Source organism: Corynebacterium sp. MSK006 (assembly GCF_030232385.1).
Taxonomy (GTDB): Bacteria; Actinomycetota; Actinomycetes; order Mycobacteriales; family Mycobacteriaceae; genus Corynebacterium; species Corynebacterium frankenforstense_A.
The window spans coordinates 20,441-38,589 of record NZ_JASPJZ010000015.1 but is presented as its reverse complement, the minus strand read 5'-3'; the positions used below and the strand labels follow the sequence as shown (position 1 = coordinate 38,589).

Genomic DNA, 18,149 nt, shown 5'->3' with positions numbered 1-18,149 from the left:
CCGCCGGGGGCGGCGCACGACGTCGGCAATCGCGCCGCAGGCGCGCTGGCTTTCGCTAGCTGCTGCCCTGGGCGCCGTTGCCCTGCTGGCCGGACGGCGCCGGGGAGTCGGTCTCGGGCAGCAGCTGGATGGTCGTCGTCGGCGTCGGTTCGCTGGTCGGCTGCGAGGGCGGCACGGGGGCGCCGCCGGGCACGGTCGTGGTGATCACGAGGGTGCTGGTCTCGGTGACGGTCTCGGTGGCCGTCTCCGGGCGGGTCGGCTCGCCGGACTTCTCGGAGGTCTTCTCCGCGGCGGAGGTCCCGGGGGTCTCGGTGGCTTTCTCCGAGATCGTGCGCTCGAGGCGCTCGGTGGCGGTCTCGGCGGTGCGGCCCTCCATGCCGGCGATGAGCTCGCGGGCCTCGAGCAGCAGGCGGCGGGCGGTCTCCTCGTCGCCGCTGTTGCTCGCCTCCTCCATCTGGTCGAGGGTGCCGGCGAGCTCGACGAGGGCCTGCTGGTCCTGGCCGCGATCCAGCACGCCGGTGGCGTTGAGCGCCAGTCCGCTGCCGGCGATGACCAGGGTCGCGGCGGCCGCGCCGACCAAGCCGGCGAGCCACGGGCGGTTGCGGCGGCGCTCGGAGAGGTCGCTGACCGCGGCGTGCCGGCCGCCGGTGGGCGCGCCGGACGCGGTGGCGGCGCCGTCGGCGGAACCCGCGAGGAAGACGGGCGCGGGCGGCGCGTCCGAGCGGACCTCGTCGCGCAGGTCCGCGAGCATGCGGGTCAGCTCGTCGGAGCCCTCCGCACCGGCGCCGAGCGCGTCGAGGAGCCGATCCTCCTCGCGCACCGCGTCCAGCTCTCGCTCAGCCATTGATCTCTCCCTGTTGTTCAATCAGCGTGCGCAGACGTTTCATCGCACGGAACTGGGCCACCCGAACCGCACCGGGGGTGCTGCCGACGATCTCGGCGGTCTCGTCCGCCGAGAGGCCGACCATCACGCGCAGGATCACGATGTCGCGGGCCCTCTCGCCCAGTGAATCGAGAAGTGCGCGCACTCTGTTACTGCCGTCGGCGGCGAGCACCGCGGCCTCGGGTCCCTCGGCGTGTCCGCCGGTCTCGGGGACCTCCTCGGTGGGCACCGAGTGGTCGCGGGCCATGGCGCGGTGGGCGTCGGCGACCTTGTTGAAGGCGATGCCGTAGACGAAGGCCATGAACGGCCGGCCGCGGTCGCGGTAGCGGCCGATGGAGTTGGCCACCGCCAGGCAGACCTCCTGGGCGACGTCCTCGGCCGTCGGGGCGCGGCCGCCGCCGATGCGGGCGCGCGCGTAGCGCAGCACCTGCGGGTGGATCAGCCGGATGATCTCGCGCAGTGCCCGGCGGTCACCGGAAACCGCGTCCGGAACGAGCCGTCGCAGTTCTTCGTCGGTGTCACTCACGGCGTCTGGCGGATCTCTCTACGTGTCATCGGGGAAAGACGGGGCGTCCGGGCCGTGCGCCGGGGGCACGCGGCGGACAGGGGTCGCCCAGCATCGTATCGCGAGAGCACCGTCAACCGTCAGATAGCCGGGGACTTTGTGCCGCCCCTCCCCCGGGAGTGGGAGGAAGCTGAGAATTAACCCATCTTTAACCTTTTACGTTTCCGCTGCTCACGGAGGCGCAACCCCGGGAGGGCACCTTGTTTCCACAGTTCAGATACCGGGCGTCCACTTTTCGTTCACCGAGCAGGCTTTAACTGCGTCTGGTAACGCGGCCACGAGAGTTCACGAGGAGATAGTCGATGTCACAGCCCCACCTGCTGCCCGGTCCGAACGCGGATTTCTGGGACTGGCAGCTGCACGGAGCATGCCGCGGTAAGGACTCGGACGTTTTCTACCATCCGGACGGTGAGCGGGGTCGCGCACGCGCCCGCCGCGAGAACCGCGCCAAGGCCATCTGCCACACCTGCCCGGTCATCGACGCCTGCCGCGAGCACGCGCTGTCCGTCGGTGAGCCCTACGGCATCTGGGGTGGCATGAGCGAGTCCGACCGCATGCTCTACCTGCGCCGCGAGAGCGTCCGCGTCTAAGGCGCCTGAAGCGCGCAGGCTGCGCCCCGGCGCGGCGGTCGACGTCACCGCCGCGCCGGGGCGCTTGTTTTATTGACGACGAAGGCCCGCCCCCTCCTGAGTGAGGGGACGGGCCTTCGTCGTTCGTCCGCGACGGCGGCGCGGCCGTGTTCAGCCGCTAGTGCTGGTGGCGCTAGTGCTGGTGGCCGTGGCCGGCGCCCTGGGCGGGCTCGGCCGGCTTGTTGACCACGGAGGCCTCCGTGGTCAGCACCATGCGACCCACCGAACCGGCGTTGACCACCGCGTTGTGGGTGACCTTGACCGGGTCGATGATGCCGTCGTCGATGAGGTTGCCGTACTCGAGGGTCTGGGCGTTGAAGCCCTCCCCGTTCGGCAGCTCGGCGGTGCGGGAGACGACCACGGCACCGTCCAGGCCGGCGTTCTCGGCGATCCAGAAGGTCGGCTTGGTCAGCGCGTGGGCCAGCACGCGCACACCGACACGGGTGTCGCCGTCGAACTGCTCGGCGTACTCGTCGATCTCGCGGGAGATCTGGGTCAGCGCGGAGCCGCCGCCGGCGACGATACCCTCCTGCACCGCGGCGCGCGCGGCGTTGATGGCGTCCTCGACGCGCAGCTTGCGCTCGGAGACCTCGGTCTCGGTCGCGGCGCCGACGCGCAGCACGGCCACGCCGCCGGACAGCTTGGCCAGGCGCTCCTCGGCCTTCTCCTTGTCCCAGGAGGAGTCCGTGGTCTCGATCTCGCGGCGGATCTGCGCGCGGCGGGACTCGACGTCCTCCGCGGAGCCGGCGCCGTCCACGATCACGGTCTCGTCCTTGGTGATGGTGACACGCCGGGCGGCACCGAGCACCTCGGTGCCCGCCTCGGCCAGGGAGATGCCCAGGTCCGGGTCGACGACGGTGGCGCCGGTGACCACGGCCAGGTCATCCATGAAGGCCTTGCGACGCTCGCCGAAGTACGGGGACTTCACGGCGGCGACCTTGAGGGTCTTGCGGATGGCGTTGACCACCAGGGCCTGCAGGGCCTCGCCCTCGACGTCCTCGGCGATGATCAGGGCCTGCTTGCCGGAGTCGGCGATCTTCTCCAGGATCGGCAGGAAGTCCGGCAGGGAGGAGATCTTGTTGCGCACCAGCAGCACCACGGCGTCGTCGAGCACGGCCTGCTGCGCCTCGGTGTCGGTGATGAAGTAGGGCGACAGGTAGCCCTTGTCGAAGGAGACGCCCTCGGTGACGTCCAGGGAGGACTCCATGGACTGGCTCTCCTCGACGGTGACCACACCGTCGCGGCCGACCTTCTCCATGGCCCCGGCGACCATCTCGCCGACGCGCTCGTCGCGCGAGGAGACGGTGGCGACCTGGGCGATGGCCTCGGCGTCGGCGACGTCGGTGGCGCGCTCGCGGAGCAGCTCCACGGTCTTCTCGACACCGGCGTGGATGCCGGCGCCGAGCTCGAGCGGGTTGGCGCCCGCGGCGACGTTGCGCAGTCCCTCGCTGATGATGGCGCGGGCCAGCAGGGTGGCGGTGGTGGTGCCGTCACCGGCGTTGTCGTTGGTGCGGATCGCGACGTCCTTGACCAGCTGGGCGCCGAGGTTCTCGAAGGGGTCCTCGACGTCGATCTCGCGGGCGATCGTCACGCCGTCGTTGGTGACGGTGGGGCCACCGAAGGCCTTGTCCAGCACGACGTTGCGGCCGCGCGGGCCCAAGGTGACCTTGACGGCGTCGGCCAGGGTGTCGACGCCGCGCAGGATGCCCTCACGGGCCTCCTGATCGAATGCGATGAGCTTCGCCATAAAAGAGGACCTCCCTTACTTGCCGACGACCGCGAGCACGTCGCGGGCGGAGAGGATCAGGTAGTCCTCGCCGTCGTACTTGATCTCGGTGCCGCCGTAACGCGAGAAGATGACGGTGTCACCCTCCTTGACGTCCACGGGCACGCGGTTGCCCTCGTCATCGAAGCGTCCCTTGCCGACGGCGATGACGGTGGCCTCCTGCGGGCGCTCCTTGGCGGTGTCCGGGATGACCAGGCCGGACTTGGTGGTGGTCTCGGCCTCGTTGATCTGGACCAGGATGCGGTCCTCGAGCGGGGTGATGTTGACGTTTGCCACTGTCATTCCTCCATTGCTGAAAGTTTCGTTCATTGCGGGTCGCGGAAGTGAGGCACAGCCGCCGTCGCGGGTGGACAACTGTGTGTCCGTCAACCTGTTTGGCACTCTACCCCCGGGAGTGCCAGCATTCAACAACCATGACTGCCAGCACCGGGGCGCCCGCGGGGACGGCGAAGGCCCGCACCCTGCAGGGTCGCGGGAGGCGGGCCGAAAGCCGGGAGTGCGCGGGCACGGCACGGTTCCGGGCGAGCGCCCGTGAGGCGTCGCCCGTGCGCCACCGCGCCGGCGGGTCAGTTGGCGAGGTTGAGCACCGCGGCACGCCAGAGGGCGAAGTCCTCGGGCTCGTCCTCGCGGTAGGCCTCGACGGCGCGCACGGCGTCGTCGACGCGGGCGACGGTGTCCTCGTCGATGTCCTCGCCGTCGGCGCCGACGAAGAGCACCGGGCCGCTGATGGCGCGGGTCGGGTCGGGCAGGAAGGCGGAGTTGCCGGTCGCGGCCTCGTTGCGGGCCAGGGAGGCGACCGGGTTGGGCTCGGCACCGGCGGCCGCGGCGCCGGCGCTGTAGAGCGCGGCGTAGACGTCGCCCTCCTCCTGGAAGACGACGGAGACGCGGCCGTCGACCGGGCCGCCGAGCAGTTCGGCCGCGTCGTCGAGCTCGAAGTCGACGACGCGGCGGGAGAGGTCAGGCTGCACCAGCAGGCCATGGGTCATGAGGGTCCTCGATCGGGTCGGTACGGGCCAGAGTCAGGCTCACGCTAACCCGGATCCGATGTTTCCGCAGCGCAGGCCACCTCTCGTTCACCGCGCCGACGCCGCGGGTTCACCGCGCCTCGGTGCTTGCGGCCCCGCGCACAGACCCGCCGTGCCGCTCAGCCCGCGACGAGCGGGGTGTCGACCTCCAGCGAGGTATCCGTGCCCACCGCGTAGCCTGAGGGCCGCGCCCCGCTGTGGATGAGCTTGGCCGCCAGCGTGGCGATCATCAGCCCGTTGTCGGTGCACAGCTTGGGCTCGGGCACCCGCAGCACGATCCCGGCGGCCGCGCACCGCTCGGCGGCGAGCTCGCGCAGCCGCGAGTTGGCCGCCACTCCCCCGCCGAGCAGCAGCGTGTCCGCGCCGGTGTCCCGGCAGGCCCGCACGGCCTTGAAGGTCAGCACGTCGCAGACGGCCTCCTGGAAGGAGGCGCACACGTCGGCCACGCGCACGGTGCGGCCCTCGCGCTCGGCGGCCTCGACGTGGCGGGCCACGGCGGTCTTGAGCCCGGAGAAGGAGAAGTCGTGGCGGTGGCCGTGCTCCTCGTCGCGTGCACGCATCAGCCCGCGCGGGAAGGCGATCCCCTCCGGGTCGCCGTCGCGGGCGGCGGAGTCGATGGCCGGCCCGCCCGGGTAGCCCAGGCCGAGCAGGCGGGAGACCTTGTCGTAGGCCTCGCCTGCGGCGTCGTCGAGGGTGGAGCCGAGCTCACGCACCGGCAGCCCGTCGGCGCCGACCTCGAGCAACTGCGTGTGCCCGCCGGAGACCAGCAGCGCGACGGCGTGGCCGAGCCCGCCCTCGCCGGTCAGCGAGCCGACGGCGACGTGCCCGCCGAGGTGGTTGACGCCGTAGAAGGGCACGCCCCAGGCCGCCGCGTAGGCCTTCGCCGCCGAGGCGCCGACCAGCAACGCCCCGGCCAGGCCCGGCCCGACGGTGGCGGCCACCACGTCCGGGCGCTCGATGCCGGCCTCCTTGAGCGCAGCGCGCATGACGGGCACGACGGCCTCGAGGTGGGCGCGCGAAGCGATCTCCGGCACCACCCCGCCGAAGCGGGCGTGCTGGGTCATCGACGAGGCGACCTGGTCGGCCAGGACCGTCACCGTGCCGTCGTCGTCGAGGCGCACCAAGCCGACGCCGGTCTCGTCGCAGGAGGACTCCACACCCAGGATGATCATGCGCTCAAGGTTACCGAGCCGGTCAAACGGGCCCGGACGCGCCGTCCCGCGCACACCTCACCGGCGCGCGCGGCGCACCGTCTCAATTTCCGACGCCCGCGCGGCGCATCGTGTACGCGTCCGCCCCCGAGGGCTGGTAGTAGCCACGGCGGATCCCGATGCGCTCGAAGCCGAGCGACTCGTAGAGACCGATGGCCGGTGCGTTGTCCGTGCGCACCTCGAGGAAGACCGGCCCGCCGAGGCGGTCGGCCTCCGCGAGCAGGACGTCCATCAGCCCGCGGCCGAGCCCGCGGCCCTGGAACTTCGGGTCCACGCCCACGGTGTGCACCTCGAACTCGGGGTCGCGCAGGGGCCCAACGATGCCGAGGCCGGCGTAGCCGACGAGCAGGCCGTCGATCTCGCAGCCGACGTAGACCGTCGAGCGCGCGGCGAACTCCTCGCGGAAGGCCCGCTCGGGCCACGGGCTCTCGCCCGGGAAGAGGAGGCGTTCCAGCTCCGCGCAGCGCGCGGCGTCGCGGCCCTCGAGCCCGCGCCAGGTCACGGCGCCGCCTGCGGCGCCGTCCCGGCCCGCGGCGCCGTCACCGCCGACGGCGCCGGGCGCGACGTCGTCAATCGGGCGCCCCCTCACGGGCGCAGCGCCGGGGAGACGCGCACCGTCGGCGCGACGGCGTCGGGGCGGCGCAGGTAGATGGGCCGGAACTCGACCTCGGGGGCGGTGACCAGGCCGGCAGGCTCCGGGTAGAGCTCGACGAGCTCGGCGTCGCCGGTCTCCGGCAGCTTCTCCGCGAGCGTGTGCGGCGCGCTGACCACGGCGAGGCCCTCGGGCACCGGCAGGTCGGCCGGGGCGCAGACCTCGGGGCCGGCGGTGCGCTCACCGGCGGCGTCGTAGGTGGCCCAGTAGGCCTCGCGGCGCCGCGCGTCGGAGACGACGAGCGCGACCCTCCCGCTCAGGCGCGGCGAGCGCGCCACGGCGTCCAGGGAGCAGACCCCCCGCAGGGGCACGCCCAGGGCGTCGGCGGTGGCGGCGGCGGTGGCCATGCCCACGCGCAGGCCGGTGAAGGGGCCCGGGCCGCAGCCGCAGACCACCCGGTCGATGTCGGCGTAGGTCAGGCCCGCCTCGGCGAGCACCTCGGCGATGGTCGGCACGAGCAGCTCGTTGTGGCGCCGGGCGTCGTCGAGCACGCGGGCGGCGCGCACGACGGGCGCAGGAAGCGCGGCGTCGGAAATCTCGTCGACGAGTCCGACGACGAGGCGGGCGGTTGAGGTGTCCAGGGCGAGCGTTGTCACACGCGCAACCCTACTGCCCCGCCCCGGTCAGACGAGCAGCAGGACCAGCAGCTGGCCGGCGATGATCTTGCCGACCATGCCCGTCGGGTAGACGGTGGCGTAGCCGCGGGCGGCCAGCTCGGTGCCGGTCTGCTCGTTGAGGTAGGAGATCACGGCCGGGTTGGTCGAGGCACCGGCGGCTACACCCATCGCCTCGTCCCAGGTCAGGTGCAGCAGCCACATGCCGACCGCGGCGCTGACGAGGTAGACCACGACGGTGACCACGAAGCCGGCGGCGATGTAGTAGAGGCTGGAGGCGTCGGTCAGGGCGTCGCGGAAGCCCGCGCCGGCGGTGGTGCCCACGCCGGCCAGGAAGATCGACAGGCCGAGCGTGGAGAGCGTGCGGTTGGCGTGGTACGGGATCTGCCAGTTGATGCCGCCGGTGCGGGTGAGCGCGCCGAGGATCAGGCCGGCGATGATCGGGCCGCCGCCGAAGCCGAGCGAGAGCACCGAGCCGCCGGGCAGCGGGATCGGGATCGCGCCGAGGATCAGGCCGGCGAGCAGGCCCAGGGCGAGGGGCAGCAGGTTCAGGTCGGCCAGGGAGCGCTCGGAGTCGCCGAAGAAGCGGTTGACCTCCGGCAGGCGCTCCGGGGTGGTGACCACGCGCACGCGGTCGGAGTAGTTGAGCACCAGGTCGTCGCTCGGGGCGATGTCGGAGTCGCCGCGGCGCACGCGGGCGATGGTGAAGCCGTGGGCGACGGTGTCGAGTTCACCGACGGTCTTGCCGGCGACGTTCGGGTTGGACAGCGTCAGGCGGCGGAACATCAGCCCGGAGCGCTCCAGGGACATCGGCACGGCCTCGCCGAGGACGGCCTCGGCGGCGTTGAGCGCCTCCTCGGTGCCGTTGAGGACGACGACCATGCCGGGCTCGACCGGGCGGTCCGGGTCGGCCAGGGTGTGGGTGCCGTCGGGCAGCTGCAGGCGGGTCGCCGAGACGGGCTCGTCGGCCACCACGGGCAGGTCGCGGATCGCGCCACTGATGCCGCTGCGCAGAGAGATCGCGCGCCACTGCACGGGCGCGACGATCAGGCCCTCCTTGCGGGCGTCGGCGACGTGGTCGACCTTGAGGATCGCCGAGCCGGCCGCCGCGATGACGATGGCGGCGATGACCGCACCCGGGTAGGCCAGCGAGTAGCCGACGACCACGTCCGCACCCTGGGAGGCGTCGAGCATGTCGACGATGGCGGCCATGGCAGGCGTCGAGGTCAGGGCGCCGGCGAACATGCCCGAGCCCTTGATCGGGTCGAGGCCGAAGGCCTGCACCAGCGCGTAGGTCAGGCCGACGAGGACGAGCAAGAAGACCGCCAGGAAGGCGTTGAGCTTCCAGCCGCGCGAGAGGAAGGAGGCGAAGAACTCGCGGCCGGCGGTCAGGCCGATCGCGTAGACGAACAGCGCCAGGCCCAGCTGGTAGACGAGCGTGGGCAGGCTGATCTCCGGGTTCATCGCGCTGAGGCCCAGGGCGACGAAGAGGACCGCGGAGGCGCCGAGCGCCAGGCCCGCGACCTTGATCTTGCCGACCGCCAGACCCACCGCGAGGATCAAAAACATCGCGATGAGAGGTTGATCGGCCAGGAAATCTAGCACTGCCACGGGCTCCAGGGCTCCTTCACTCGGCGGGCATTACCGGCTGCGATTGTGCCCGGAAACGCCCGGTTAGGCAACAAAATGAATGTGCACCCACGCCGACGCCCGGGCCTGCCCCCGGATGGGGCGGGCCCGGGCGTGACAGCCTGTGCTCAGGCGGGCGTCAGGTGGTTCCCACCGTGGGCGGCGGGAGTGCGGCCGGGGCTGGCCCGCGCGGGCGCGGTGCCTTTCCCCCGGCCGCGCGGGGCTACTCCGAGACCTCGAAGAGCCGCTGACCGACCATCGAGTCCTCCTCGCGCAGACCGCCGGGGATGATGAACATGCCCTTGGCGATGTGCTGGAGGTACTCGGTCATCTGGTCGTCGTACATGGCCTTCAACTGCGGGATGAAGTTGGTCGCGGGGTTGCGCACGAAGGCGATGAAGAACAGCCCGGCGTTGAGCCGGCCGAACTTGGTCAGTCCCTCCGTGTAGTTGTAGCCGCGCCGCAGCATCCGCGCGCCGCCGTGGTGGGACGGATGGACCTTGGCCACGTGGCTGGTCGGGTCGATCAGCGGCTCGCCGTCGTCGCCGGTCTTCTCGAAGTCCGGGTCGGTGAACTCGTCGCCGCCCGAGTTGGGCGCGCCCTTGAGCTTGTCGCGGCCGATGATCGTCTCCTGCTCGGAGAGGATCAGCTCGTCCCAGACCTCCATCATCATGTGGATCTTGCGGAAGCACAGGTACGAGCCGCCCGCGGCCCAGTCGCCGGCGTCGTCGCCGGGCTGGATCCACAGGTGCTTGTCCAGCTCCTCGTCGGTGTCCTCCGTCTTGATGTTGGAGGTGCCGTCCTTGAAGCCGAAGAAGTTGCGCGGGGTCTCCTGCTCCGTGGAGGTCGAGGAGGTGCGCCCGTAGCCGAGCTGCATCCACTTGACCGAGGCGGTGCCGAAGGCGATGCGCTTGAACTGGTGCATCGCGTGCAGGACCACCATCGGGTCCTCGCCGCAGATCTGCACGAGTAGGTCGCCGTTGCAGATGGACTCGTCCATCTTCTCGGCGGCCATGCGCGGCATGCCGTCCTTGAGCACCTGCGGGCAGTGGGCGGCCAGGCCGAAGCGGTCGCCGTCCTCGGGGTGCTCGAACAGGCTCGCGCCGAAGCCGAAGGTGATGGTCAGGGCACCGGTGCCCAGGCCCATCGCCTCGCCGGTGTCGTCCGGCGGGACGTCGTCGCGCGCCTTCGGGCCGTTGACCGGCTCGCCGGCCTGCATGCGCTCGGCGGCCAGCGTCCAGTCCTCGAGCAGCTGCCTGAGGTCCTCGCGCCGTCCGGCGGTCATGTCGAAGGCCACGGCGATCATCTGCTGCTGCGCCGGGGTCACGATGCCGGACTGGTGCTCGCCGCGGAAGGGCACCACCTCGTCGGAGGCTGGACTGTCCGCGGTGGCCCGAGCGGTGCCGTAGCCCGCGCCGAACCCGGCCAGGCCGAGCGCGGCGCTGGCGCCGATGCCGCCCATGAGCATCGTGCGGCGGTTGACGGTGAAGCTGTCCGATGTACCGGCGTCGGCGGTGTGCGCGCCCCGGGCGCCCGCGCCGTCGGTGCCGTTCAGGCCGGGGTTGTCCTGGGTGTCGGTCACGACAGGATGGCCTCGGTCAGCTTGGCCAGCGGCACGCGCAGCGCGTCGACCTTGTCGGCGAGCTCGCGGGTCTGCTGGTCGTTGAGGGTGTCGTAGTAGACGTAGCCGTCACCCTCCTTGTACTTGGCCAGCTCGTCCTTGAGGTCTCCGATGCGCTGGTTGATCTGCTCGGTCAGCTCCGGGTCCTTCTTCTTGGCCAGGGCCTCGACGTTGCCGAAGGCGACCTCCGCGCCCTCCAGGTTGGCCTGGAAGTCCCACAGGTCGGTGTGGCTGAAGAACTCCTCCTCACCGGTGATCTTGGTGGTGGCGACCTCCTCGAGCAGCGAGATCGCACCGTTGGAGATGTCGTCGATGTTCACCTCGAAGTCGTCGGCGTAGACGAGGTCGTAGAGCTCCTGGGTGTCGGCGACCAGCTTGTCGGCGTACTTGGCGCGGTCGGCCGGGCTGAAGGGCTGGTAGGCCTTGCCGTCGTTGTCCTCGGGCTTGGGCTGCCAGAGGTCCTTCTCGATGACGTGCCAGCCGGTCCACTCGCGGTCGGCGGTGTCGTCGGCCTCCTGGTAGTCGGCCTCGCGCTCGTCGAGGGCGGGGTCGATGTCGCCGAAGGCCTCGGCGGTCGGCTCGATGCGCTCGTAGAACATGCGGGCCGGGGCGTATTGGGCGCGGGCGGCCTCGTCGTCGCCGGCCTTGTAGGACTCGGCGAAGTTCTTGGTGGCCTCGAGCAGCTGACCGGACTGGTCGCGGATGTAGGCCTCGTACTGCTTGACGCCCTCGTCGATGGCGGCCTTGTCGTCGGCGGCCAGCTCGACGGCGTCGCCGGTGACGGTGAACTCGCGGGCGTCGACCAGGGAGCCGACCATGTTCTTCTTGCAGGCGGTGTAGTAGGTGCCCGGCTCGAGGAGCACGGTGAAGTCGCGGGTGGTGCCGGGCCCGAGGTTCTCCAGCTCGCCGACGATGCGCAGCTTGTCCTCGGCGAGGACCTCGAACTCGTTCTTGGCGGGGCCCTTGTTGTTCAGGGTGAACTTCACCTGGCCGGAGGTCGCCTCGCTGACGGCGACGTCGCAGGTGGTCTCGTCGATCTCGACGGCGATCGGGTCACCGGAGCCGGCGGCGTCGGTGCCGGAGGAGGCGCCGTCGTCGTTGGCCACACACCCTGCGAGGGCCGCGGGCAGCACGAGCGCGGCGGCGCCCACGGAGAGAATGCGTCGATTCATTACTGTTCTTCCTTTCGGGAGCACGCGTGCGCGGCCGCCGGGTGGACCCCGGGGTTTCCGATGTCCACGGCGGTCGCCGGGGCGGGCCCGGAACCGTCGGCGGGGGCGTCGCCCTCGGGGCTGCGCCCCGAGCGCTCCGCACGCTTCACGGCACGCCGAGTGCCGCGGATGTTGATTATGAAGATCGGCAGGACGATGACCAGGTAGACCACCCAGCCGATGACCTGCAGATAGGTCGGGGCGAGGTTGAGGTTGAACATCGCCTCGAGAAGGACGAACCAGACCGTGTCCGGGGAGAGCCCCGGGATCGAGCCGTCGAAGTAGCCGGTGATGTCGTAGGCCGGCACGCCCCAGCCCGGCAGGACGGAGGCCTCCTGGAGGTCGCCGATGCCGTAGGAGACGATGCCTGCGGCCACGAAGATGAGCAGCAGGCCGGTGATCTGGAAGAACACCGACAGGTTGATCCGGGCGGTGCCGCGGTAGACCAGCCAGCCGATGGAGACGGCGACGATCAGGCCGGTCAGCACGCCCACGGAAGGCTGCCAGAAGCCGCCGTCGGTGGTCGCCTTGACGGTGGCCCACACGAAGACGGCGGTCTCGACGCCCTCACGGCCGACCGAGAGGACGGCCAGCCAGACGATCCCCCGGCCGGAGGCGTCGTCGGCGAGCGCGGCGTCGGCCTTGCCGGTGATGTCGGCGCCCATCTTCTTGCCGCTCTTGCCCATCCACAGGATCATCCCCGTGATCATGGCGACGGCGACGAGCGAGAGGGATCCGCCGAGGATCTCCTGCGCCTGGAATGTCAGGGTGTAGGGGCCCCAGGTCATCAGGGCGCCGGCGGCCAGCGGCACGACGACCGCGATGACCACGCCGACCCACATGCGGGGCAGGACGTCGGTGCGCCCGACCTTCTTGAGGTAGGCGACGAGGATGCCGACGATCAGGGCGGCCTCCACGCCCTCTCGCAGGGCGATCAGAAAGTTTGCGAGGAACACGTTGATCCCACCGCCTTTCGGTACCGCCGGTCCCCCGTTCCGGCGTCTCGTTTTCGAGAACCTCGGGACCGGCAGACGTTAAGCCTAGGCTCACCTGCATAACATAACCACTATCGAATTAGTAGATAACTCAATATGTTTGCCCAGGCATGCCTAAGCCGCCCTTATTCGGGGGGGGGGACATGCTTCCCCCGCGGCGACACGTAAAGGTGCCGACCCCGGACATACCGGCGCCGGACACGCGAAAAACCCGGGCGCAGCGGGTGCGGCCCGGGTTTTGGGACGAGACTCTCCGGTGGGTCCCGAGGAGAGGCTCTGGGGCGACCGGCGGGGCGGGCGCCGCCGCCGGATCAGCGCGAGATCAGTGCGGAGTCAGCACGGCTCAGAAGAGGTACTCGTAGTTGCGCGAGATCACCACGGCCGCGATAACCGCAACCCACACGAGGATGATCAGCCAGCGCCAGCGGTAGAGCACGGTGCTGCCGCCGTAGCTGCGCACGGTCTCGGAGGTGACCAGCACGAACAGCGGGATGGTCACCGCCCACACGACCATGCAGTACGGGCACAGCAGGCCGAGCACGAAGACGGAGTCGTAGAACATCCAGTGCACGAAGATCAGCGCGACGGTGACCCCGACCTGGATGAGGAACCAGAACCAGCCGGCGAAGACGGCACCCGCGGCCAGCGCCGCGCCGATGGCGGTCACGGCGGCGAAGCCGGCGACACCGAACAGCGAGTTCGGGATGCCGCCGATGACGGCCGAGGAGTTCGAGCGCATCACCGAGCCACAGGAGAGCACGGCGTTGACGTCGCAGCTGGCGACGTAGTCTTCGTCGGCGGCGATGTGCAGGTACTCGACGGTGAGCACGAGCGCGGCGGCCAGGCCGACGGCTCCGAGGAGGAAGATGATCCAGCCGAGGACGCGATGGGGCTTGGTGAGCACGGGGACTCCCTTTCGGGGCGGTGGTTGAAAGACCCCTACAGATTAGTCACACTTCCAAGTTGTTGACGCGTCGGCAGTATTATTCCGGCGCGTAGCCGCCGAGGACGACCAGCGGCCAGCGCACCTCGCGGACCGTCGCGGGATCGCCCCACAGCTGGGCCAGGTGCCCCAGGAAGTCGTCCATCAGCGCGCCCTCGCCCTCCTCGCGGGCGGTGCGCAGCGCCGACCAGGTGCCCAGGTAGCCGGCGAAACCGTGCAGGTCCATCTCGCGGACCAGGTGGGAGTCCTCGCGGAAGGTCCGCTCCAGCGGCACCTCCACCGAGCGCAGGTTCTCCTCGACCAGGCGGCGGCGCGGGTCCCAGAAGCGGTGGAAGGGCCCGTAGTAGAACTCCCGGAAGGCTTCAGCCACCGGCGTGCCCGGCCCGGGCTCGGCCACCCCGTAGGAGACCAGCGCGACCGGGGCGGCGGGCTTCGCGATGCGTCCGGCCTCGGTGAAGAAGCCGGGCAGGTCCACCCAGTGGGCGGCCTGGGCCACGGTGATCAGGTCCGCGCAGGAGCCCGGCAGCGGCAGCTGCTCGGCGGCGGCTGCGACGTAGCGCGCCGCGCCCGTGCCGTGGCGCACCTGTGTGGTGGCCGGGTCCAGGCCCACGGTCAGCTGGAAGTGCTCGGCCAGCCGGGCGGTCAGCTGCCCGGTGCCGCAGCCGACGTCGACGGCCAGCCCGCGGCCCGGGGCGGCCTCGGCCAGGCGCCCGGAGAGCTCGGCCGGGTAGTCCAGCCGGAAGGCGGCGTAGTCGCCGCCGGCGTCGAAGAGCGCGCCGCCGGTCACGCCGCCTGCGGCGCTTCGGTCCGTCTGCTGTCCGTCACTCATGCGTCGTTTCCTTCCCAGCGCCAGGAGATGATGCGCGCCTCGCTGTCCGGGTCTTCCTCGACCGCGGTCGTGCGGTCCAGGTGGACGACCAGGCAGGTGCCGGCGATCTGGCCGACGAGCCTCTCGCCCCACTCGGCCACCACGGCGGCCTCGTCGAGGCGCGACTCCAGGTCCAGGCTGTCGAGCGCGCCGACGGGGTCTCCCCCGCCGTCGCCGAGCAGCCGGTAGGCGTCGACGTGGATGAGCCCCGGCGCGCCCGGCTCGGTGGCCCGGTGCTCGCGGGCGATGGTGAACGTCGGCGAGGTCACCCGGCCGCGCACGCCCATGCCGCGGGCCAGGCCCTGGGTCATGGTCGTCTTGCCGGCGCCCAGCGGGCCGTCGAGGATGACCACGTCACCGGCCTCGAGCAGCCCGCCGAGGCGCTCGCCGAAGGCCCGGGTGTCCTCCGCGGTCTCGGCGCGGATCTCGCCGCGCTCACCGAGCCCGGCCTTCATCGGGCACCGCCCGCGGTGCCGGAACCACCCGCGGCGACCCGCGGGACGTCGTCAATCGAACCGCCCACGAAGACGCGACGGGTGCGTCCGGTCGGGCACGAGACGACCTCGTAGTTGATGGTGCCGACCTGCTCGGCCAGCCGGGTGGCGCTCACCCCGCCGGCGCCGAAGATGACGGCATCGTCGCCCGGGGCCACCCCGTCGGGGTTGTCGCCGAGGAAGATGACGTGCTGGTCCATGCACACCCGGCCGACCTGCGGGTAGGCGCGGCCCCTGACGGTCACGCCGAAGCGGCCCTGCCAGGCGCGCGGCAGCCCGTCGGCGTAGCCGGCCGGCACGACGGCCAGGTAGCCGTCCTCGGGGGCACGCCAGGTCATGCCGTAGCTGGTGCCCTCGCCGGCGGCGACGGGCTTGACCACGGTGATGCGGCCGACCCAGCTCATCGCCGGCTCCAGGCCGTGCTCGTCCTCGGGAACGCCGGCGACGGTCTCCAGGCCGTAGAGGGCCGCACCGGGGCGGACCATCTCGAAGCGCAGGTCCGGCCGCGAGAGCGTGCCCGGGGAGTTGGTCAGGTGGTTGACCGGCACCGCCAGGCCGAGGGTGCGCGCGCGGGCGATCGCGGCGCGGAAATGCGAGGCCTGCAGGTTGTTCTGCGCGTCGCCGGGAACGTCGCCGCAGGCCAGGTGGCTCATCAGGCCGGTGACGGTGACCTGCGGGGCGTCGCGCAGCATCGCGAAGACCTTGCCCCAGTCCGCCTCGTCGACCCCGGAGCGGTGCATGCCCGTCTCCACCTTGACCGTCACCCGGGCGGGGCGGCCGGTGGCGATGATGGCGCGGGCGTGCTCCGGCGAGATGACCGCCAGGTCGATGTGCGCGTCCAGCGCGGAGGCGACGTCCTGCTCCGGCGACCAGATCCACGCCAGCACCGGGGCGCTCACCCCGGCCTCGCGCAGCTGGTGGGCCTCGTCGAGGGTGGCCACGCCGAGCTGGTCGGCGCCGGCGTCAAGCGCCGTGCGCGCGACCTCGACCGGGCCGTGGTTGTAGGCGTCGGCCTTGACCACGGCCATCAGCTGGGCCGGGTCGACGGACTTCTTGAGCGCCCGCGTGTTGCGCGCGACGGCGTCCAGGTCGATCCGCAGTTCCAGAAGGTTCGTCCCGGACTTGTGCCCTCTCACTCCACGGTCACCGACTTCGCCAGGTTGCGCGGCTTGTCGATGTCCTCGTTGCCGCACTCCCGGGCGATGTAGGCCGCGAGGAACTGCAGCGGGACGGTCGCCAGCAGCGGCTGCATGATCGTGGAGGTCTGCGGCATGCGGATCAGCCAGTTGGCGTAGGGCTCGACGGCGGTGTCGCCCTCCTCCGCGATGACGATGGTCTTCGCGCCGCGGGCGCGGATCTCCTGGATGTTGGAGACGATCTTGGAGTGCAGCTGGGGCACCCCGCGCGGGCTGGGCACGATGACGACGACGGGCAGGTCGTCCTCGATCAGGGCGATCGGGCCGTGCTTGAGCTCACCGGCCGGGAAGCCCTCGGCGTGGATGTAGGCCAGCTCCTTGAGCTTGAGCGCGCCCTCGAGCGCGACCGGGTAGCCCACGCCGCGGCCGAGGAAGAGCATCGTCGGCAGGGCGCCGAGGTGGTGGGCGATCTCCTCGCACTGGCCGGCGGCCTCGAGCAGCGGCTCGATCTTGGCGGGGATCTCCTCGAGGGTGTCCCAGATCTCGCGGATCTCGTCGGGGTACTTGGTGCCCTTGGCCTGGGCGATGGCCAGGCCGACGATGTAGTTGGCGGCCACCTGGGCCAGGAAGGCCTTGGTGGAGGCCACACCGATCTCCGGGCCGGCGTGCGTGTAGAGCACACCGTCGGACTCGCGCGGGATCTGCGAGCCGTTGGTGTTGCACACGGCCAACACCTTCGCGCCCTGCGACTTCGCGTGGCGCACGGCCTCGAGGGTGTCGGCGGTCTCGCCGGACTGGGAGATGGCGATGACCAAGGTGCGCGCGTCGACGACGGGGTCGCGGTAGCGGAACTCGCTGGCGACCTCGATCTGGACGGGCACGCGCGCCCAGTGCTCGATGGCGTACTTGGCCAGAAGGCCCGAGTGGTAGGCCGAGCCGCAGGCGACGACGAAGACCTGGTCGATGCTCTTGAGGAACTCGTCGGAGAAGTTCTGCTCGTCGAGGACGATGCGACCGTCCTGGCAGTGGCCTGCCAGGGTGTCACGCACGGCGGCGGGCTGCTCGTTGATCTCCTTCATCATGAAGGAGTCGTAGCCGCCCTTCTCCGCGGCCTCGAGGTCCCAGTCGATGGTGAAGGGGCGGCCGGTGGCCTCGGTGCCGTCCAGGTTGAGGATGCGGTAGCCGTCGCGGTCGATGACCACGACGTTGTCCTGGCCGAGCTCGACGGCCTCCTTGGTGTACTCGATGAAGGCCGCGACGTCGGAGCCGAGGAACATCTCGCCGTCACCGACGCCGACGAGCAGCGGGGTGGAGCGGCGGGCCGCGACGACGCGGTCCGGGTGGTCGGCGTGCAGGAACAGCAGGGTGAACGCGCCCTCGAGGCGGTTGACCACGGCCAGGGCGCTGGCCTCGAAGTCGCCGGCGGTCTCGCCCTCGTTGTAGGCCTTGGCCATCAGGTGGGCGGCGACCTCGGAGTCGGTCTCGGAGACGAGCTCCACGTCGTCGCGCTCGAGCTCGGCGCGCAGGGCGGCGAAGTTCTCGATGATGCCGTTGTGGACGATGGCCACCTTGCCGTCGTACGACAGGTGGGGGTGGGCGTTCTCGTCGACCGGGCGGCCGTGGGTCGCCCAGCGGGTGTGCCCGATGGCGGTGGTCCCGGCCAGCTTGTCGGCCCCGATCTCCTCGATCCGGTCCTCGAGGTTGGCCAGCTTTCCGGCGCGCTTGGCCACGGAGACCCGGCCCTGGTCGGCGACGGCGACACCGGCCGAGTCGTAGCCGCGGTACTCCATCCTGCGCAGGGCGTCCACCGCGACGGTCAGCCCCGCCCGGTCACCCACGTATCCAACAATTCCACACATGGCCATCAGGCTACCGGCGCGTCGACCG

Annotated in this window: 18 protein-coding genes; 1 reads left to right on the top strand and 17 read right to left on the bottom strand. The window is 71.2% G+C overall.

The features are described from left to right. Positions 1–55: 55 nt before the first annotated feature. Together QQA02_RS08945 and QQA02_RS08940 are read right to left on the bottom strand one after the other, a co-directional pair. Complete coding sequence (locus tag QQA02_RS08945; protein ID WP_284864163.1) at positions 56–844, bottom strand: hypothetical protein; 789 nt, start codon at positions 842–844, stop codon at positions 56–58. Further along, positions 837–1,409 (bottom strand): sigma-70 family RNA polymerase sigma factor, encoded by a 573-nt coding sequence (locus QQA02_RS08940; protein WP_284776039.1) that lies wholly within the window; start codon positions 1,407–1,409, stop codon positions 837–839. The genes QQA02_RS08945 and QQA02_RS08940 overlap by 8 nt, the downstream gene beginning before the upstream one ends. 341 nt (positions 1,410–1,750) lie before the next feature. On the opposite strand from QQA02_RS08940, the gene QQA02_RS08935 reads away from it, so the two are divergent. Beyond that, positions 1,751–2,038 (top strand): WhiB family transcriptional regulator, encoded by a 288-nt coding sequence (locus QQA02_RS08935; RefSeq protein WP_075663290.1) that lies wholly within the window; start codon positions 1,751–1,753, stop codon positions 2,036–2,038. A 172-nt stretch (positions 2,039–2,210) separates the two neighbouring features. On the opposite strand, the gene groL is transcribed toward QQA02_RS08935, so the two are convergent. The 15 genes from groL to glmS all read right to left on the bottom strand — a co-directional run bounded on the left by groL (position 2,211) and on the right by glmS (position 18,121). Then, positions 2,211–3,824 (bottom strand): chaperonin GroEL, encoded by a 1,614-nt coding sequence (groL, locus tag QQA02_RS08930; RefSeq protein ID WP_284864162.1) that lies wholly within the window; start codon positions 3,822–3,824, stop codon positions 2,211–2,213. Positions 3,825–3,839: 15 nt separating this feature from the next. Next, positions 3,840–4,139, bottom strand: coding sequence for a co-chaperone GroES (groES, locus tag QQA02_RS08925; RefSeq protein ID WP_075663288.1), 300 nt, complete (start codon positions 4,137–4,139; stop codon positions 3,840–3,842). A gap of 290 nt (positions 4,140–4,429) precedes the next feature. Then, a complete protein-coding gene (locus QQA02_RS08920; protein WP_284864161.1) occupies positions 4,430–4,849 on the bottom strand; it encodes a hypothetical protein in 420 nt (139 codons plus the stop codon). 158 nt (positions 4,850–5,007) lie between these two features. Beyond that, the gene (gene tsaD / locus QQA02_RS08915) at positions 5,008–6,060 is read right to left on the bottom strand and encodes a tRNA (adenosine(37)-N6)-threonylcarbamoyltransferase complex transferase subunit TsaD (protein WP_284864160.1); all 1,053 of its coding nucleotides are present in this window, start codon (positions 6,058–6,060) and stop codon (positions 5,008–5,010) included. Between the two features lie 82 nt (positions 6,061–6,142). Continuing rightward, entirely contained in the window at positions 6,143–6,601 is a 459-nt protein-coding gene (gene rimI / locus QQA02_RS08910) for a ribosomal protein S18-alanine N-acetyltransferase (protein WP_284864185.1), read from the bottom strand. A gap of 83 nt (positions 6,602–6,684) precedes the next feature. Further along, positions 6,685–7,347, bottom strand: a complete 663-nt coding sequence (gene tsaB / locus QQA02_RS08905; protein ID WP_284864159.1) for a tRNA (adenosine(37)-N6)-threonylcarbamoyltransferase complex dimerization subunit type 1 TsaB — start codon at positions 7,345–7,347, stop codon at positions 6,685–6,687. A 27-nt stretch (positions 7,348–7,374) separates the two neighbouring features. Beyond that, positions 7,375–8,970, bottom strand: a complete 1,596-nt coding sequence (locus QQA02_RS08900) for an aspartate:alanine exchanger family transporter (protein WP_284864184.1) — start codon at positions 8,968–8,970, stop codon at positions 7,375–7,377. Between the two features lie 247 nt (positions 8,971–9,217). After that, positions 9,218–10,462: a Dyp-type peroxidase gene (locus tag QQA02_RS08895; RefSeq protein WP_502870988.1), complete on the bottom strand. Its 1,245-nt coding sequence runs from the start codon at positions 10,460–10,462 to the stop codon at positions 9,218–9,220. Positions 10,463–10,572: 110 nt separating this feature from the next. Continuing rightward, positions 10,573–11,787: an iron uptake system protein EfeO gene (gene efeO, locus QQA02_RS08890; RefSeq protein ID WP_284864157.1), complete on the bottom strand. Its 1,215-nt coding sequence runs from the start codon at positions 11,785–11,787 to the stop codon at positions 10,573–10,575. Continuing rightward, positions 11,787–12,782: an iron uptake transporter permease EfeU gene (gene efeU / locus QQA02_RS08885; RefSeq protein ID WP_284776052.1), complete on the bottom strand. Its 996-nt coding sequence runs from the start codon at positions 12,780–12,782 to the stop codon at positions 11,787–11,789. Before efeU ends, efeO begins: the two co-directional genes overlap by 1 nt. A 382-nt stretch (positions 12,783–13,164) precedes the next feature. Then, positions 13,165–13,725: a vitamin K epoxide reductase family protein gene (locus tag QQA02_RS08880; RefSeq protein ID WP_284776053.1), complete on the bottom strand. Its 561-nt coding sequence runs from the start codon at positions 13,723–13,725 to the stop codon at positions 13,165–13,167. 79 nt (positions 13,726–13,804) lie between these two features. After that, on the bottom strand, positions 13,805–14,593 hold the full coding sequence (locus tag QQA02_RS08875; protein ID WP_284776055.1) for a class I SAM-dependent methyltransferase: 789 nt from the start codon (positions 14,591–14,593) through the stop codon (positions 13,805–13,807). Beyond that, positions 14,590–15,087, bottom strand: a complete 498-nt coding sequence (gene tsaE, locus QQA02_RS08870) for a tRNA (adenosine(37)-N6)-threonylcarbamoyltransferase complex ATPase subunit type 1 TsaE (protein ID WP_284864156.1) — start codon at positions 15,085–15,087, stop codon at positions 14,590–14,592. The genes QQA02_RS08875 and tsaE overlap by 4 nt, the downstream gene beginning before the upstream one ends. Next, positions 15,084–16,262, bottom strand: coding sequence for an alanine racemase (gene alr, locus QQA02_RS08865; protein WP_284864155.1), 1,179 nt, complete (start codon positions 16,260–16,262; stop codon positions 15,084–15,086). The genes tsaE and alr overlap by 4 nt, the downstream gene beginning before the upstream one ends. Next, on the bottom strand, positions 16,259–18,121 hold the full coding sequence (glmS, locus tag QQA02_RS08860; protein WP_284776062.1) for a glutamine--fructose-6-phosphate transaminase (isomerizing): 1,863 nt from the start codon (positions 18,119–18,121) through the stop codon (positions 16,259–16,261). Before glmS ends, alr begins: the two co-directional genes overlap by 4 nt. Between the last annotated feature and the right edge of the window lie 28 nt (positions 18,122–18,149).

What these genes read in the sequence shown, in the direction of transcription:
- QQA02_RS08945 (WP_284864163.1), bottom strand. Translation starts at nt 844, where the DNA reads ATGGCTGAGCGAGAGCTGGACGCGGTGCGCGAGGAGGATCGGCTCCTC.
- QQA02_RS08935 (WP_075663290.1), top strand. Translation starts at nt 1,751, where the DNA reads ATGTCACAGCCCCACCTGCTGCCCGGTCCGAACGCGGATTTCTGGGAC.
- groL (WP_284864162.1), bottom strand. Translation starts at nt 3,824, where the DNA reads ATGGCGAAGCTCATCGCATTCGATCAGGAGGCCCGTGAGGGCATCCTG.
- QQA02_RS08920 (WP_284864161.1), bottom strand. Translation starts at nt 4,849, where the DNA reads ATGACCCATGGCCTGCTGGTGCAGCCTGACCTCTCCCGCCGCGTCGTC.
- tsaD (WP_284864160.1), bottom strand. Translation starts at nt 6,060, where the DNA reads ATGATCATCCTGGGTGTGGAGTCCTCCTGCGACGAGACCGGCGTCGGC.
- QQA02_RS08895 (WP_502870988.1), bottom strand. Translation starts at nt 10,462, where the DNA reads ATGCTCATGGGCGGCATCGGCGCCAGCGCCGCGCTCGGCCTGGCCGGG.
- efeO (WP_284864157.1), bottom strand. Translation starts at nt 11,787, where the DNA reads ATGAATCGACGCATTCTCTCCGTGGGCGCCGCCGCGCTCGTGCTGCCC.
- QQA02_RS08875 (WP_284776055.1), bottom strand. Translation starts at nt 14,593, where the DNA reads ATGAGTGACGGACAGCAGACGGACCGAAGCGCCGCAGGCGGCGTGACC.
- tsaE (WP_284864156.1), bottom strand. Translation starts at nt 15,087, where the DNA reads ATGAAGGCCGGGCTCGGTGAGCGCGGCGAGATCCGCGCCGAGACCGCG.
- glmS (WP_284776062.1), bottom strand. Translation starts at nt 18,121, where the DNA reads ATGTGTGGAATTGTTGGATACGTGGGTGACCGGGCGGGGCTGACCGTC.